This window comes from Glycomyces sp. NPDC047010 (assembly GCF_040644205.1).
Taxonomy (GTDB): domain Bacteria; phylum Actinomycetota; class Actinomycetes; order Mycobacteriales; family Micromonosporaceae; genus Glycomyces.
Genome location: NZ_JBEYVY010000008.1, coordinates 52,906 through 67,263, shown reverse-complemented (window position 1 = coordinate 67,263; position 14,358 = coordinate 52,906). Strand labels below are relative to the sequence as shown.

General features: G+C 72.2%; 10 protein-coding genes, 1 tRNA gene and 1 pseudogene. 5 read left to right on the top strand and 7 right to left on the bottom strand.

Annotated elements, in window-relative coordinates:
• Window positions 1-6 precede the first annotated feature (6 nt).
• From AB0A65_RS17375 to AB0A65_RS17365, 3 genes are all read left to right on the top strand, one after another.
• A complete protein-coding gene (locus AB0A65_RS17375; protein ID WP_359952278.1) occupies window positions 7-1,557 on the top strand; it encodes a phospholipid carrier-dependent glycosyltransferase in 1,551 nt (516 codons plus the stop codon).
• 66 nt (window positions 1,558-1,623) lie between these two features.
• Window positions 1,624-1,696, top strand: a tRNA-Ala gene (locus AB0A65_RS17370).
• A 114-nt stretch (window positions 1,697-1,810) separates the two neighbouring features.
• Complete coding sequence (locus AB0A65_RS17365; protein WP_359952277.1) at window positions 1,811-3,919, top strand: heavy metal translocating P-type ATPase; 2,109 nt, start codon at window positions 1,811-1,813, stop codon at window positions 3,917-3,919.
• An 18-nt stretch (window positions 3,920-3,937) separates the two neighbouring features.
• On the opposite strand, the gene AB0A65_RS17360 is transcribed toward AB0A65_RS17365, so the two are convergent.
• The 4 genes from AB0A65_RS17360 to AB0A65_RS17345 all read right to left on the bottom strand — a co-directional run bounded on the left by AB0A65_RS17360 (window position 3,938) and on the right by AB0A65_RS17345 (window position 10,246).
• Complete coding sequence (locus tag AB0A65_RS17360; RefSeq protein ID WP_359952276.1) at window positions 3,938-4,837, bottom strand: alpha/beta hydrolase; 900 nt, start codon at window positions 4,835-4,837, stop codon at window positions 3,938-3,940.
• A 134-nt stretch (window positions 4,838-4,971) separates the two neighbouring features.
• On the bottom strand, window positions 4,972-6,720 hold the full coding sequence (locus AB0A65_RS17355; RefSeq protein ID WP_359952275.1) for an ABC transporter ATP-binding protein: 1,749 nt from the start codon (window positions 6,718-6,720) through the stop codon (window positions 4,972-4,974).
• Window positions 6,717-8,399, bottom strand: coding sequence for an ABC transporter ATP-binding protein (locus AB0A65_RS17350; protein WP_359952274.1), 1,683 nt, complete (start codon window positions 8,397-8,399; stop codon window positions 6,717-6,719). The genes AB0A65_RS17355 and AB0A65_RS17350 overlap by 4 nt, the downstream gene beginning before the upstream one ends.
• 65 nt (window positions 8,400-8,464) lie before the next feature.
• Entirely contained in the window at window positions 8,465-10,246 is a 1,782-nt protein-coding gene (locus tag AB0A65_RS17345) for a thioredoxin domain-containing protein (protein WP_359952273.1), read from the bottom strand.
• 183 nt (window positions 10,247-10,429) lie between these two features.
• Between AB0A65_RS17345 and AB0A65_RS17340 the strand changes: the two are divergent.
• Window positions 10,430-11,056 (top strand): annotated as a pseudogene (locus AB0A65_RS17340) (DUF998 domain-containing protein); the annotation flags it as partial.
• A 36-nt stretch (window positions 11,057-11,092) separates the two neighbouring features.
• On the opposite strand, the gene AB0A65_RS17335 reads toward AB0A65_RS17340, so the two are convergent.
• The 3 genes from AB0A65_RS17335 to AB0A65_RS17325 all read right to left on the bottom strand — a co-directional run bounded on the left by AB0A65_RS17335 (window position 11,093) and on the right by AB0A65_RS17325 (window position 13,879).
• A complete protein-coding gene (locus AB0A65_RS17335) occupies window positions 11,093-11,764 on the bottom strand; it encodes a lytic transglycosylase domain-containing protein (protein ID WP_359952272.1) in 672 nt (223 codons plus the stop codon).
• Between the two features lie 78 nt (window positions 11,765-11,842).
• Window positions 11,843-12,526, bottom strand: a complete 684-nt coding sequence (locus tag AB0A65_RS17330) for a lytic transglycosylase domain-containing protein (RefSeq protein ID WP_359952271.1) — start codon at window positions 12,524-12,526, stop codon at window positions 11,843-11,845.
• 69 nt (window positions 12,527-12,595) lie between these two features.
• Window positions 12,596-13,879, bottom strand: a complete 1,284-nt coding sequence (locus AB0A65_RS17325; RefSeq protein ID WP_359952270.1) for a PhoH family protein — start codon at window positions 13,877-13,879, stop codon at window positions 12,596-12,598.
• Between the two features lie 204 nt (window positions 13,880-14,083).
• On the opposite strand from AB0A65_RS17325, the gene AB0A65_RS17320 reads away from it, so the two are divergent.
• Window positions 14,084-14,350 carry a hypothetical protein gene (locus AB0A65_RS17320; protein ID WP_219926995.1) on the top strand — a complete coding sequence of 89 codons (267 nt, stop codon included), beginning with the start codon at window positions 14,084-14,086 and terminating at the stop codon, window positions 14,348-14,350.
• Window positions 14,351-14,358: the final 8 nt, after the last annotated feature.

Here is a 14,358-nt window from a genome sequence, read left to right as displayed (position 1 = left end):
GGGCCGGTGAGCGCCACCGCAGTCCGGCCCGAGCAGCCGCCAGCCGCCTGGCGGCCGACCCCGCTCCCCGGCCCCCTCCCCGCCGTCCGGGCGCGCTTCGCCGCGACAGTCCCGGACGACCGCCGCCGCGCCCTCTGGGTGACCCTCGCGGTCACCGGGATCGCCGCGGTCCTGCGCCTGATCGGCCTGAACCACCCCAAGGGCCTGATCTTCGACGAGGTCTACTACGCGCAGGACGCGCACACGATGCTCTCGCACGGCGTCGAGTGGGACCCGGGCGCGACGGGCTCGGCGTACGTCGCGCACCCGCCGTTCGGCAAGTGGCTCATCAGCCTCGGCGAGATCGCGTTCGGCTACGACGAGGTCGGCTGGCGCATCGCCGCGGCCGCCGCCGGGATCGTCGGCGTCGCGATCCTCATCCGCCTCATGCGCCGCCTCACCGGCTCCACGCTCCTCGGCGGCACCGCCGGGCTCCTCCTCGCCGTCGAGGGCTCCCACTTCGTGCTCTCGCGGACCTCGCTCCTCGACATCTTCCTCGCGACGCTGATCCTCGCCGCCATGTACTGCCTCGTCCGCGACCGGGACTGGCGCCGAGCGGGCTGGCTCGCCGCGATGGACGACGGCCTCGACGTGCGCCGCCGCAGGCCGAGGCTCGGCCTCCCGTGGTGGCGGATCGCCTCCGCGGTCCTCCTCGGGCTCTCCATGGCCACCAAGTGGTCCGCGCTGTGGTACATCATCGCCGCGATCGTCCTCTACGTGGTCTGGGACTGGCGCCTGCGCGCCGACGCGGGCGCCCGCAAGCCTTTCCGCGACACCGTCATCTACGAGTTCGGGCAGAACCTGTGGTTCGGGCTCCTCGCGATCGGCGTGTACGTCGCCTCCTGGACCGGCTGGTTCCTCAACGACACCGGCTCCTACCGCCACTGGCTCGCCGAACAGGGCCGCTCCGAGCCGCCCGTGCTCGGCGCGCTCGTCAACTGGTGGGAGTACCACCTGAGCGTCCTCAAGTTCCACGAGGGCCTCTCCTCGGAGCACGCCTACCAGTCCTGGCCGTGGCAGTGGCTGTTCGACCTGCGGCCCGTGGTCTTCTACTGGAGCTCCGACGTCAACTGCGGCAGCAGCGACTGCGCCTCGGAGGTCCTCCTCCTCGGCACGCCGCTGCTGTGGTGGGCGTTCGTGCCCGCGACGCTCGCACTCCTCGTCTGGGCGGTCGCGCGCCGCGACTGGCGGGCCTGGTTCCTGCTCACCGGCATCGGCGCGGGCATCATCCCGTGGTTCTTCTACCCCGAGCGGACGATGTTCTTCTTCTACACCGCCCCGGCCGTCCCGTTCTTCATCGGCGCCGTCACCTGGTCCCTCGGCCTCATCATCGGCCGCCACCGCCGCGGGGAGCTGTCCCTGGCCTCCCCTGAGCGCCGCCTCACCGGCGCGCTCATCGCGGGGGCCTTCGTCGCCGTCGTCGTCCTCTGCTTCGCGTACTTCTGGCCCATCTACACCGGCGAGGCCCTGCCCCGCGACGAATGGCAGGCCCGCATGTGGCTCGACTCCTGGATCTAGCGAGACCGGGCCCACACAACGCCCTTGCCGCCCCCTTCCGCGGCCGTGCTAATCTTGTCGCCGCAAGGGGCTTTGGCGCAGTTGGTAGCGCGTCTCGTTCGCAATGAGAAGGTCAGGGGTTCGAATCCCCTAAGCTCCACAGGTCTTGAAAACGGCATCCGCCTTCGGGTGGGTGCCGTTTTTTCGTGTTGCAATTATACCCCCTGGGGGTATAGTCTCAGGCGACTGAAGGACGAGACGGAAGGAGCCTCCGGTGAGCGAGCATCACGGGCACGGCGGGCATGCGGGGCACCATGAGGGACATGGGGAGCGGCACGCCGGGACGCACGAGGGGCACGAGGGCCACGGCGGCGGTCATGGTGGCGGGCACGGCGGGCATGACAAGCACGCCGGGCACGACCCGGAGGCGTTCCGGCGGAAGTTCTGGCTGAGCCTGGCGCTGACGGTGCCGCTGGTGGCGACCAGCCACATGATCATGGACTGGTTCGGGTACACACTGGACTTCCCCGGGATCGAGCTGGTCGGGCCCGTGCTCGGGACGGCCGTGTTCTTCTACGGCGGCTGGCCGTTCCTCGTCGGCGGCGTGCGGGAGATCCGCGACCGCGTGCCCGGGATGATGCTGCTCATCGCCACCGCCATCTCGGTCGCCTACATCGCTTCGCTGGCAACGAGTCTCGGCCTCTTCGACCTGGAGTTCTGGTGGGAGCTCGGGGCGCTGGTGACGATCATGCTGCTGGGCCACTGGCAGGAGATGAAGGCCATCGGCCAGGCCCAGGGCGCCCTTGCCGCGCTCGCGGCGCTGCTGCCCGACGAGGCCGAGCGCGTCGCCGAGGACGGCACCGTGGAGACCGTTCCGGCCGCGTCCCTGGGAGTCGGCGACGTCGTGCTGGTGCGCTCCGGCGCCCGCGTCCCCGCCGACGGCGAGGTCGTGGACGGCGAGGCGGAGATGGACGAGTCGATGATCACCGGCGAGTCGCGGCCCGTGCCGCGCGGCCCGGGGGACCGGGTCGTCGCCGGGACCGTCGCGACCGACTCCGCGGTGCGCGTGCGCATCGAGGCCGTCGGCGACGACACCGCCCTCGCGGGCATCCAGCGCCTCGTCTCGCAGGCCCAGGAGTCCCGCGGCCGCGGCCAGGTCCTCGCCGACCGGTTCGCCGCGCTCCTGTTCTACATCGCCATGGGCGCCGGGATCGCGACGTTCGCGGTCTGGTCGCTCCTCGGCGACGTCAACGCCGCCGTGGTCCGCACGGTCACCGTCCTCGTGATCGCCTGCCCCCACGCCCTCGGCCTGGCGATCCCGCTGGTCATCGCGATCACCACGGCCGTCTCCGCGAAGGCCGGGATCCTCGTGAAGGACCGCCTTGCGATCGAGCGCATGCGCACCGTCGACGCCGTCCTGTTCGACAAGACCGGGACGCTCACCAAGGGGGAGCACACCGTCGCCGGCGTCAGCGGAACCGAAGGGACCGAGGCGGACTCGGTGCTGCACCTCGCTGCGGCCGTCGAGTCGGACTCGGAGCACCCGCTCGCCCGCGCCATCGTCGCCCACGGCGGGGACGGGCACGGCCTCCGCGCCACCGACTTCCGCTCGCGGACCGGCAGGGGCGTCGAGGCCGCGGTGGACGGGAAGCGGTACGCCGTCGGCGGGCCCGCGCTGCTGCGGGAGATCGGCATCGAGGTTCCGGGCGAACTCGCCGGGGACGTCGACGCCTGGTCGGGCCGCGGCGCCACCGTCCTGTACCTCGTCGCCCTGGACGGCGACCCGAAGGTCCTCGGCGCCATCGCCCTCGAAGACGAGGTGCGGCCCGAGGCCAGGCAGGCCATCGCCGACCTGCGCTCCCAAGGCGTGCAGAAGATCGCGATGATCACCGGCGACGCCCGCGCCGTCGCGGAGGCGGTCGCCGCCGACCTCGGGTTCACCGACGCCGACGAGGTCTTCGCCGAAGTCCTCCCCGCGGACAAGGACCAGGCGGTCGCCGGGCTCCAGGCCCGGGGCCTGCGGGTGGCGATGGTCGGCGACGGCGTCAACGACGCGCCCGCGCTGGCGCGGGCCGACGTGGGGATCGCGATCGGGGCGGGCACCGACGTGGCGATCGAGTCCGCCGGGGTGGTCCTGGCGTCCTCGGACCCGCGCGGCGTCGGCGGGGTGCGGCGCCTCTCGAAGGCCAGCTACCGCAAGATGATCGAGAACCTCGGGTGGGCCGCCGGGTACAACATCGTGGCGATCCCGCTCGCCGCCGGCGTGCTCGCGGGCGTGGGGATCACCCTGAGCCCCGCGGTCGGCGCGGTCCTCATGTCGGCCTCCACGATCGTGGTCGCCCTGAACGCGCAGCTGCTGCGGCGCGTCAAGATCACCGCGTGAGCTCCGGGTCCCGGTGCGCTAGGCGTGCACCGGGACCCGGCGCAGGTCCTCCACCACGGTGGCGTACGGCAGCTCCGTGAAGTCCTCGCCGGAGAAGAACCGGGTCATGAGGTCCACGAGCTGCGCGGGCCGTTCCAGGTGGATGAGGTGGTCGGCGCGGGCGAACTCCACGTACCAGCTCTCCGGGCAGGTAAACGCGAGGTCGCGGCAGAGCGCGGGGGGCGTCAGGTTGTCGTGCTCGCCGGTGGTGAACAGGATCGGCGCGGCGGGCGGGATCGACGGGTCGATGAGTTGGCGCGAGAGCAGCCGGTGCGTGTTGGCGATGAACTTCTTGAGGTCCGCGTCGTCGGCGGAGCCGAAGCGCATCGACATGATTCGGCGGACCACGGCCTTCCCGGCGATGTCCGGCTCGGGGCTCATGAGCGCCTCGATCGCGGCCGGGCCGAACCGCTCGCGCGGGCCCGACTCGGCGAGGGCCACCGCGGCGCGCATCATCGGCCGCGACTCCAGGGGGATGCCGCCCATCGTCCCGGCCAGGACCATCCGGCCGATCCGGTCGGGGTGGGTCTGCGCCATCCGGTACCCCACGGACGACCCGTAGGAGCCCGCGAAGACGTTGACCCGCTCGATCCCCAGGTCGTCCAGGAGCCGGACCAGGGACTCGACGGGGACGTCCGGTCCGAGGTACGGCGGCAGCAGGTCCGCCTCGCCCCACCCGGGCAGGTCCGGGCAGAGCACGTCCGCGGCGGCGAGCATCCCCTGCTCGACGCGGCCCCAGTCCTCCTTGCGGTGCAGCGCACCGCCGATGAGCACCACCGGGTCCAGGACCGGCGCCTCCGCGCACGTCATGCGCGACCAGTACGTGTACCCGGCCCAGCGGTGCTTGCGGACGTGCGGGGGGAAAGTGGTGCGCGGCATGGGAACTCCCGTATCGAGGTGCGCGGCGCCGGAGCGCCGCGGGTACGGGAGACCACCTTAGTGTCGCAAATGCGAATTACTGGTATTTTGTGGCGCGGCTACGCGTATGTCCTTCGATCAGGGGAGCCGGCGGGTCAGGCCGCGACGCCCTTCCACGCCGTCCACAGCGCCGCGTACACGCCGCCCGCCGCGAGCAGCTCCGCGTGCGTGCCCTCCTCGGCGATCCGCCCCTCCTGCACGACCGCGATCCGGTCCGCCGACTCCGCGGCCTGGAGCTGGTGCGCGATCGCGATCACGGTGCGCCCGTGCAGGGCCGCGGCCAGCGACGCCTCCACGTTCCCCGCGGAGCCCGGGTCGATCCCCGCCGTCGCCTCGTCGAGGATCACCACGTCGGGGTCGGCGAGGATGACGCGCGCCAGCGCGAGCTGCTGCGCCTCGGCGAGGTTCAGGCCGTGGTACTCGTCGCCGAGCATCGTGTCCAGGCCCTCCGGCAGGTCCGCGACCCACCGGGCGTCCACCATGGCGAGCGCGTCGAGCAGCGCCGCGTCCCCGGCCTCCGGCGCCGCGAGGTTCAGGTTCTCGCGCAAGGTGGCCGTGAAGATGTAGTGCTCCTGGGTCACCAGGATGACCTTGCGGCGCACCGTCTCCAGCGGCACGTCCGCGACGGGCACCCCGCCGAGGGTCACCGATCCCGAACGGGGCCTGTCGATCCCGGCGACCAGGCGCGCGATCGTGGACTTCCCGGCCCCCGAGGGGCCGACGACCACGAGCCGCTCGCCCCGCTTCGGGTGCAGGCTGAGCCGGTGCAGCACGTCGGGCCCGTCGCCGTACCCGAACGTCACGTCGTCCAGGCGGACCTCCGCGCCGTCGGGTTCGGCGTCGCGGACCTCGTCGGGCATCAGGTGGACGCCCTCGACGCGGGCCATCGCCGCCCCGCCCATCTGGAACTCGCTGAGCGCCATCGTGGTCCGGAACACCGGCCCGTCAAGGCGCAGCGTCAGCATCGCGACCGCCACGACCTGCCCGACGGTGACCCACCCTTCGAGGTACCACAGCGACCCGACGACGGTGACGAACACGGCCGGGAGCAGGAACGTCAGGTCCACGGACGGGAAGAACCAGGTCTGGAGGCGGATGATCCCGCGCAGGCGGTCCATGTGGGTCGCGGCGCGCGCGTACCCGGCGTCCCCGCGCTCGGTCTGCATCCGGTACGCCGCCACCGTCTGCGCGCCCGCGGCGGACGCGGTGAGGGTCTCGGCGATCTCGCTCATCGCGGCCCGCTCCGCCAGGAACACCGGGCTCGCCAGGCGCAGGTACCGGCGCGCGGTGAGGATCAGCGTCGGCACGCCCACCAGGAACAGGACGCCGAGCAGGGGGCTGACGACGAACGCGGCCGCGATGAGCACGACCGCCTCGATCGAGGACACCGCGACCTCCGGGCCGGTCTTGCGCAGCAGCTCCGCGACCGCGCCCACGTCACCTGACGTGCGGGTCGCGAGGTCGCCGGTCCCGGCGCGCTCCACCGTGCCCAGCGGCAGCCGCAGCACCCGGTCGATGAACGACTCGCGCAGCCGCGCCGCGGCCCGCTCGCCGAGCCGGTACCCGAGCTTGCGGCCCGTGCGCATCAGGATCAGCTGCACCAGGACGAGCGCGACGATCACCCCGCACACGAGGTCCACGCGGGAGGCGGTCCAGCCGCCGCCGATGCCGTCGATGACCTGCCCGAGCATCACCGGCAGGGCCGCGCCCGCGCCCGCGGCGGCCGCGTAGAGGGCGACGACGCCGGCGAACGCGGCCTTGTCGTCCAGGACGAGCCGCTTGATCGCCTGGAACATGGCGGCGCGGTCGGCGACGGGCAGGCGGCCCGCGGTCTGGTCGCTCATCGGGACTCCTGCCTGGAGGTGAGGGAACGGTACTCGGCGTGCTTCGACAGGTCGGCGTGCGAACCGGCGGCCCGCACCTTCCCGTCGACCATCCACACGACCGCGTCGGCGCGCGCCAGCCACAGCGGCGACGCCGTCACCACGGCCGTGGTGCGGCCCTTGCGGGCGGCGCCGACGCGGGAGGCGATGAGGTTCTCGGTGTGGGCGTCCACGGCGCTCGTCGGCTCGACGGCGAGGAGCACTTCGGCGTCGGCGGCGAGGGCCCGGGCGAGGCGCAGGCGCTGGCGCTGGCCGCCGGAGAGGTTCCGGCCGCCGTTGGTGACCTCCCCGGCGAGGTCGGAGCCGAGGCTGGAGTGGACGTCGGCGGCGCAGGCGGCCTCGATGGCGGCGAGGGCCTTGGGCTCGTCGACGCGGAGGGTCTCGCCGAGGGACTGGGCGAACAGGTAGTCGTCGCGCAGGAGGAGGACGCGTTCGCGGACCTCGTCGAGGGCGAGGGCGTCGAGCCTGGTGCCGCCCCATTCGGCGCCGGACTCGCGGTAGCGGGCGAGGCGCTCGACGGCGGCTTCGGCGGGTTTGGCCTCGGCGGAGACGACGACGGTGAGGCGTCCGGGTGCGACTTCGAGCGCGGACTCGGGGTCGGTGAGGGGCCCGTGCGCGCCGCGGCCCTCGCCGGTGTCGGCGATGTCATTGCGGGTCCCGAAGAACGCGGTGAGGCGGCGGGAGGCGACCTGGGCGGCGATGACGGCCTGCGCCATGCCGATCATCGCGCCGGAGTGCTGGGCGACGAGGGCGGTCATGCCGAACGCGGCGGAGAGTTCGCCGACGCTGATGGTCCCGCCGATGGCGAGGCGCGCGGCGACCCAGGTGATGGCGGCCATGAGCGCGAGGGGGAGGCTGGTGCGCAGGCCCTGGACCCACGAGTCGGCGCGGGCGACGCCGTACCCGGCGTCGCGCAGGTCCGCGGAGGCGGCCCGGTAGCGGCGGGAGAACTGGTCCTCGCCGCCGACGCCGCGCAGGACCCGCAGGCCGCCGACGACGTCGGACGCCTGCCCGGTGAGGGTGGCGACGGAGGCGCGGTAGGCGATCTGGTGGTGCTGGAGGCGGCCGAGGACGGGGCCGACGACGAACCCGATGAACAGGACGCCGCCGAGGATGACGCCGCCGAGCGCGGGGGCGATGTTCCACAGCAGGACGGTGCCGACGCCGAGCATGACGACGCCCATCCACCCGAACCCGAGCTGGAAGATGAACGAGCCGGTCTTGTGGGCGTCCTCGGTGGAGAGGTTGACCATCTCGCCGGGGGAGACGGCGCCGCGCACGCCCGTCCCGGCCCGGTTGAGGTGGTCGGTGAGGTTGCGGACGGTGCGCACGCGCGCGTGCGACTCGGCCATGAACAGGGCCCGGTACCCGGCGATGAACACCCACGACGACGCGACCGCGACGACCACGAGCACGACGGCCCACCGCAGGAGCGGCTCGGTGCTCCCGGCCGCGATGACCTCGTCGATCACCTTCGCGATGGCCCACGGCAGGAGGACCCACGCGGTCCCGGAGATGCTCAGGCCGATGAACCCGAGCGCGACCAGGCCCGTGTGGGACCGGGCCACGAACAGCAGGTACCGCCACGGGTCGGCGGGGATCTCGGACGGCGGGGGAGGGCGCAGCGGGCTCGGCTTCACAACTCTCAAACGTAAGCGCCGTGCTTGCCGCCCGGCAAGCCGGTTTCCCCGGGCGGCCCGGTGATTCAGGACTCGCCGGGGTCCCGCTGGACCCGCACCAGGGCCTCGGCGGCCGCGTGCAGGCCCGCGGTGAACCGCGGGTTGCCCGACATCACCGGCTCGGCCCGCGCGATCGCCCGCCACGCGTCGTCCTTGTACGACTCGTCGCCGGTGGCCGCGTACGCCTCCAGCAGTGCGGCCGCCGCGAGCGCCCAGCCCGAGGCCGTGGGCCCGTCGTGCACGTCCGCGGGCCGCGTCACCAGCGCCTCCGCGTCCGATGCGGTGTCGTAGAACCCGCCGAGGCCGTCGCCGAAGTGGGCGCGCACCTGCTCCAGCAGCGCCAGCGCCCGCGCGTTCCACTCACCTCCCAATCGCAGGAACCCCAGCGCCACGGCCGCGTAGTCCTCCAGGATGCCCGGTGCCACCGACACTGCTCCTCCCAGTGAAGCCCGTGCGAGGCGCCCGTCCGCGCCGATGTGCTTCTCGGCGAGGAACGCCGCGGCCCGCTCGGCCGCCACCAGGGAGTCCCGGTGGCCGGTGCGCGAGGCGTACTCCGCGAGCGCCGCGATCGCCATCCCGTTCCACGCCGCCACGACCTTGTCGTCGCGCCCCGGCTGCGGGCGTTCGCGCCGGGCCGCGAGCAGCCGGTGCCGCACCGCCGCGAACCGCGCCCCGTCGACGGGGTCCTCCGGCAGCTCCAGGACGTTCGCGCCGTGCTCGAAGTTCGGGCCCGCCGGGTCGATCCCGAACGCGCCCATGGCGAACCCCGCATCGTCCCCGAGGACCGCTTCCAGCTCCGCGGCCGTCCACACGTACGTCTTGCCTTCGACGCCCTCGGTGTCGGCGTCGAACGCCGCCGCGAACGCCCCCTCCGGCGTCGAGAACCGCTCCAGCAGGAACGCCGCCGTCTCGTCCGCGACCCGCGCGAACAGCTCGCCCTCGCCCGCCAGCCGCGCATACAGCCACAGGAGCTCCGCGTTGTCGTACAGCATCTTCTCGAAGTGCGGCACCGTCCAGGCCGCGTCCACGCTGTAGCGCGCGAACCCGCCCTCCAGCTGGTCGTAGATCCCGCCCCGCGCCATCCGCTCCGCCGTCAGCTTCACGTGGTCCAGCAGCCGCGCGTCCACGGTGCGTACATAGGCGTCGAGGAGGAACCGGAGCGAGGGCACCCCCGGGAACTTCGGCGCCGACCCGAACCCGCCGTTCACCACATCGGCCGACGCCAGGATCGTCTCCGCCGCCCGGTCGAGCATCGCCTCCCTGACCGGCGGCGCGGGCGGGCACGGCCCGTCCAGGGGGCACGCCACCGTCACGTCAGCGAACGCCGGGCCGCCCGCCGCCGCGGCCTCCACGATCGCCGCACCCTGGTGCCGCAGCTCCTCCCGCTGCCCCGACCACGCGTCGTGCACCGCGTCCAGCAGCCGCAGGAAATGCGCCTTCGGGAAGTACGTGCCCGCGAAGAACGGCGTCCCGTCCGGGAACGCGAACACCGTCATCGGCCACCCGCCCTGACCCGTGATCGCCATCGTCGCCTGCATGTACACCGCGTCCAGATCCGGCCGCTCCTCCCGGTCCACCTTCACGGGCGTGAACCGGTCGTTGATCGCCGCAGCCACCGTCCGGTCCTCGAACGACTCGTGCGCCATCACATGGCACCAGTGGCACGTCGAGTACCCGATCGAGATCAGCAGCGGCACGTCCCGCGCCGCCGCGTCGGCGAGGGCCGCAGGCCCCCACTGGCGCCACGCCACCGGGTTCCCGGCGTGCTGGCGAAGGTACGGGGACAGCGCTCCGGCCAACTCGTTCATCCCGCAAGCCTCGCACACCCCCAGCCCCGCGGGACGCCGCCGGGGCGGAGGCCCCGCAAGAGGGCTCAGCGGAGGAGGGCCCGCGGTAGGGCAGGCGCTACCAGAGGCCGGGTGCTGGCGGGGGGAGCGATTCGGGTGTCCGCGTCACTGATTCCGGAGCCGAAAACAAAGAGGCTATTACACATGGTTTCTTTTGCCCCCGCAGCGAACCGGACCGCGACAGCGACGGTCCCCAGTGGATTCATCGGCGTCGGGAACGCGTCCCTCGCGGCCGGCCTGGTCGCCATGGTCGTCCTCCACGCCACCTCGGGACTCAACCCGCTCTACAAGGTCATCAGCATCCACCTGTACACCCCGCTCGGCTGGCTCCTGCCCGTCGCGCTCGGCCTCTTCTCCCTCGGCGCCTCCGCATTCGCGCTCCAGGCCCGCCAGACCGGCGCCCCCAAATGGCTCTCCTGGTCCCTCTTCGCCTGGGCCGCCGCCATCGCGATCGTCGCCATCGTCCCCTCCGACCGCGACGGCGTCACCGAGTTCACCACCCACCACCTGGTGCACCGCTACGCCGCGTTCGTCGCCTTCTGCATCATGGCCGTCCTCGGCATCGCCTTCGGACGATGGCTCCGCCGCACCGAACCCGAACGCGCCAAACGAGCCGACCTCGTCATCGGCTGCGCCTGGTTCTCCGTCGCCGCCCTGTCCTTCACGTCCCTGCCGTACGTCCTCGAATGGTTCTCCATGCCGCGGCCGCACTGGCTGGAGATGGCCGGACTCCTCCAGCGCCTCACCATCGCCTCCGGCATCGTCGCCCTCGTCGTCATCGGCGGCTACCTCAAGACCTGCACCGGCTCAGTAGAAGCCCTCGGCCTCGGAGTACGCCCAGGCGTCGCACGGGGTCCCGTACTTCCCCTCGATGTAGCCCAGACCCCAGAGGATCTGCGTGACGGGGTTCGTCGCCCAGTCGTCCCCCTCACTGCTCATCTTGGAACCCGGGTAGGCCTGGGGGATGCCGTAGGCGCCGATCGAGTTCTCGGCGAGCTCGTTCCAGCCGGACTCCTTCTTCCAGAGCAGCTCCAGACACGCGAACTGCTCCAGGTCGTACCCGCGTTCGAGCGTGATCGCGCACCCCGTGGCCCGGTTCCCGGAGTACTCGCCGCAGCTCGACGGGACCTCGACTGACGTCGGGTTGCTGTTCATCGCGGCCTCCTCAGCGGCCTGGTCGGCGTCCACCTGGGCGTCGTCCAGGCCCTGCGCCATGTCCACGGCGTACTCCGCGACCGCCGCCGCCTTCACGGTGACATCCGCCCCCGCGGTCGCCGCGATGTAGTTCATGTGGTGCGAACGGGCCTCGTCGAACGCGGCCTCCGCATCCGCCTGGTTCTCCGCCGCGGCATTGCTCGGATGGTTCGCGTCGTCGTCCGCGGGCCGGTCGGTCGCGGCGAGGACCGCGATCACGGCCCCGAGGGCCAGCACGAGGACCGCGGCGATCCGGGCGGCGTGGCGGGTCAGCTTCGGGATCAACAGGGGCTCCTGGGGGGAGGGGAAAAGGGGGGAGTGCGGAACGGGGCGGGCGCTCAGGCGCCCGCCCCGTCTTGCTAGCTAGTACCAGCCGACTTCTTCCGAGTGGGCCCACGCGCCGCACGGGTTCCCGTAGCGGCCCTCGATGTAGCCGAGGCCCCACTTGATCTGGGTGACCGGGTTGGTCTCCCAGTCCGAGCCGGCGCTGGCCATCTTGTCGCCGGGCAGCGCCTGCGGGATGCCGTACGCGCCGATGCCGTTGGCGGCGTACTCGTTCCAGCCGGACTCGCGGTCCCACAGGGCCACGAGGCAGCCGACCTGCTCCAGGTCGTGGCCGTTCTCCAGCGCCATCGCGCAGCCGGTGGCCTTGTTCCCGGAGTAGTCCGAGCAGCTGCCCGGGATGTCGACGGACGTCGGGTTGGAGTTGGCCTCGGCTTCCGCCTCGGCCTCCGCTTCGGCCTGGTCGGCGTCCTCCTGGGCGCCGTTCAGGCTCGCGGCCCGGTCCGCGGCGAAGTCGGCGAGGGCGTCGGCCTTCACCGCGACGTCCGCGCCGGCGGTCTCGTCGATGTAGTTGACGTGCAGGTAGCGGACTTCCTCGTACGCGGCCTCGGCCTCGGCCTGCTGCTCGGCGGCGGCCTGGCTGGGGTGCTGGGCGTCCTGCTCCGACGGGTCGTCGGTCACGGCGTTGACGGCTATGACGGCCCCGAGTGCGAGGACGAGCACGGCGGCCACACGGGCGCCGTAGCGGGTCAGCAGTGGGATCATGCGCTCTACTCCTGTGTCCCGGGCGTCTGTCCACAGACGCCCGGGACACAGCATGCCAGAGCTTTCCCGTCAGCCTTCCAGCAGGTTGGTGACCATCTCCGCGATCTCAGAACGCTCACTGCGCGTAAGCGTCACATGCGCGAACAGTGGGTGGCCCTTGAGCACGTCGATGACGCTCGCGACGCCGTCGAAGCGGCCCACCCGCAGGTTGTCGCGCTGCGCCACGTCGTGGGTGAGGACCACTTTGGAGCCCTGCCCGATGCGGGACAGCACCGTCAGCAGCACCCCGCGTTCGAGCGACTGCGCCTCGTCGACGATGACGAACGCGTCGTGGAGGCTGCGGCCGCGGATGTGGGTCAGCGGCAGCACTTCGAGCAGGCCGCGCTCGACGACCTCGGAGATCACGTTGTCGTTCGTGACCGCCCCGAGCGTGTCGAACACCGCCTGGCCCCACGGGCTCATCTTCTCGTTCTCGGACCCGGGCAGGTAGCCGAGCTGCTGGCCGCCGACCGCGTAGAGCGGGCGGAACACGATGACCTTCTTGAAGACCTCGCGTTCGAGGACCTGCTCTAGGCCCGCGGCCAGGGCCATCGCGGACTTGCCCGTCCCGGCCTTGCCGCCGAGCGAGACGATCCCGATGTCCGGGTCCAGCAGCAGGTCGATGGCGACGCGCTGCTCCGCGGACCGGCCGTGGACGCCGAACGCCTCGCGGCCGCGCACCAGGCGGATCTGCTTGTCGACCGTGACGCGGCCGAGCGCCTTCGAGCTGGTGCCGTTGAGCACCAGGCCCGTGTGGCACGGCAGGTCCACATCGTGCGGGAGGTCGACGTCGGCGCCGTCGAACAGCGCGGCGACGACCTCGTCGGACACCGCGAGCTCGGCCATCCCCGACCAGGTCGGGTCGACGGCCTGCCCGTGCCGGTACTCCTCGGTGGGGATGCCGACCGCGGACGCCTTCACCCGCAGCGGCATGTCCTTGGTGACCAGCACCGCGTCGGCGCCTTCGAGCCCGAGGGCCCTGGTGACGGCGATGATGCGGGAGTCGTTCGTGTCCAAGGCGAACCCCGCCGGAAGACCGGAGGTGTCGACGTGGTTGAGCTCGACCCGGATGGAACCGCCGTGGTCCCCGATCGCGATCGGCTCATCGAGACGTCCGTGCTTGACGCGCAGTTCGTCGAGGCGCCGCAGGCACTCCCGGGCGAACCAGCCCAGCTCCGGATGGTGGCGTTTGGCTTCCAGCTCGCTGACTACGACGAGCGGGATGACCACGTGGTGTTCGTCGAACCGTGAGAACGCTCCTGGGTCTGACAGCAGAACCGAAGTGTCGAGGACGTAAGTGCGTTGCACTGGCACGGTCGCCTCCCGGGTGTCGATGTGTGGGGGACCTGGCCCCGTTGGTACTCACACTGTAGTTGGGAGGTACGTCACTGCGCCACCCAAAAATGCATCGAAAGCAACACTGGTTGTCACTGGACAGTCGGGAATCCGACAAACCAGACACGCCGGGTTGCGACATCATCACGGAAAGTCGGCGGAATCTCCGCGAGAATAAGCGTCGTGTCCACCGTGAGCGTCGCCGAACTCAAGTCCGCCATCGCCGCCGCCCTCCAGCAGGTCCGCGACGGCCAGGCGGCCATCACCGCCGCCAGTCAGAACATCGAGGCGGCCCAGGGCGGCCTGACCGCGGTCACCGCCGGGTCCGGCCACGACTCCGTCGCCACCGCCCAGGCCGCGCTCGCGCAGGCCGCGGCGGAGCTGGAGCAGTCCCTGGCCGCGACCTTCGCCGCCGCCGAGCAGGCCGAGGCGTACGCCGCGACCCTCTAGAACGGAGA

Excerpts from the sequence above, each read along its gene's own strand:
- AB0A65_RS17360 (WP_359952276.1), bottom strand. The coding sequence starts at position 4,837 with ATGCCGCGCACCACTTTCCCCCCGCACGTCCGCAAGCACCGCTGGGCC.
- AB0A65_RS17330 (WP_359952271.1), bottom strand. The coding sequence starts at position 12,526 with ATGATCCCACTGCTGACCCGCTACGGCGCCCGTGTGGCCGCCGTGCTC.
- AB0A65_RS17355 (WP_359952275.1), bottom strand. The coding sequence starts at position 6,720 with ATGAGCGACCAGACCGCGGGCCGCCTGCCCGTCGCCGACCGCGCCGCC.
- AB0A65_RS17345 (WP_359952273.1), bottom strand. The coding sequence starts at position 10,246 with ATGAACGAGTTGGCCGGAGCGCTGTCCCCGTACCTTCGCCAGCACGCC.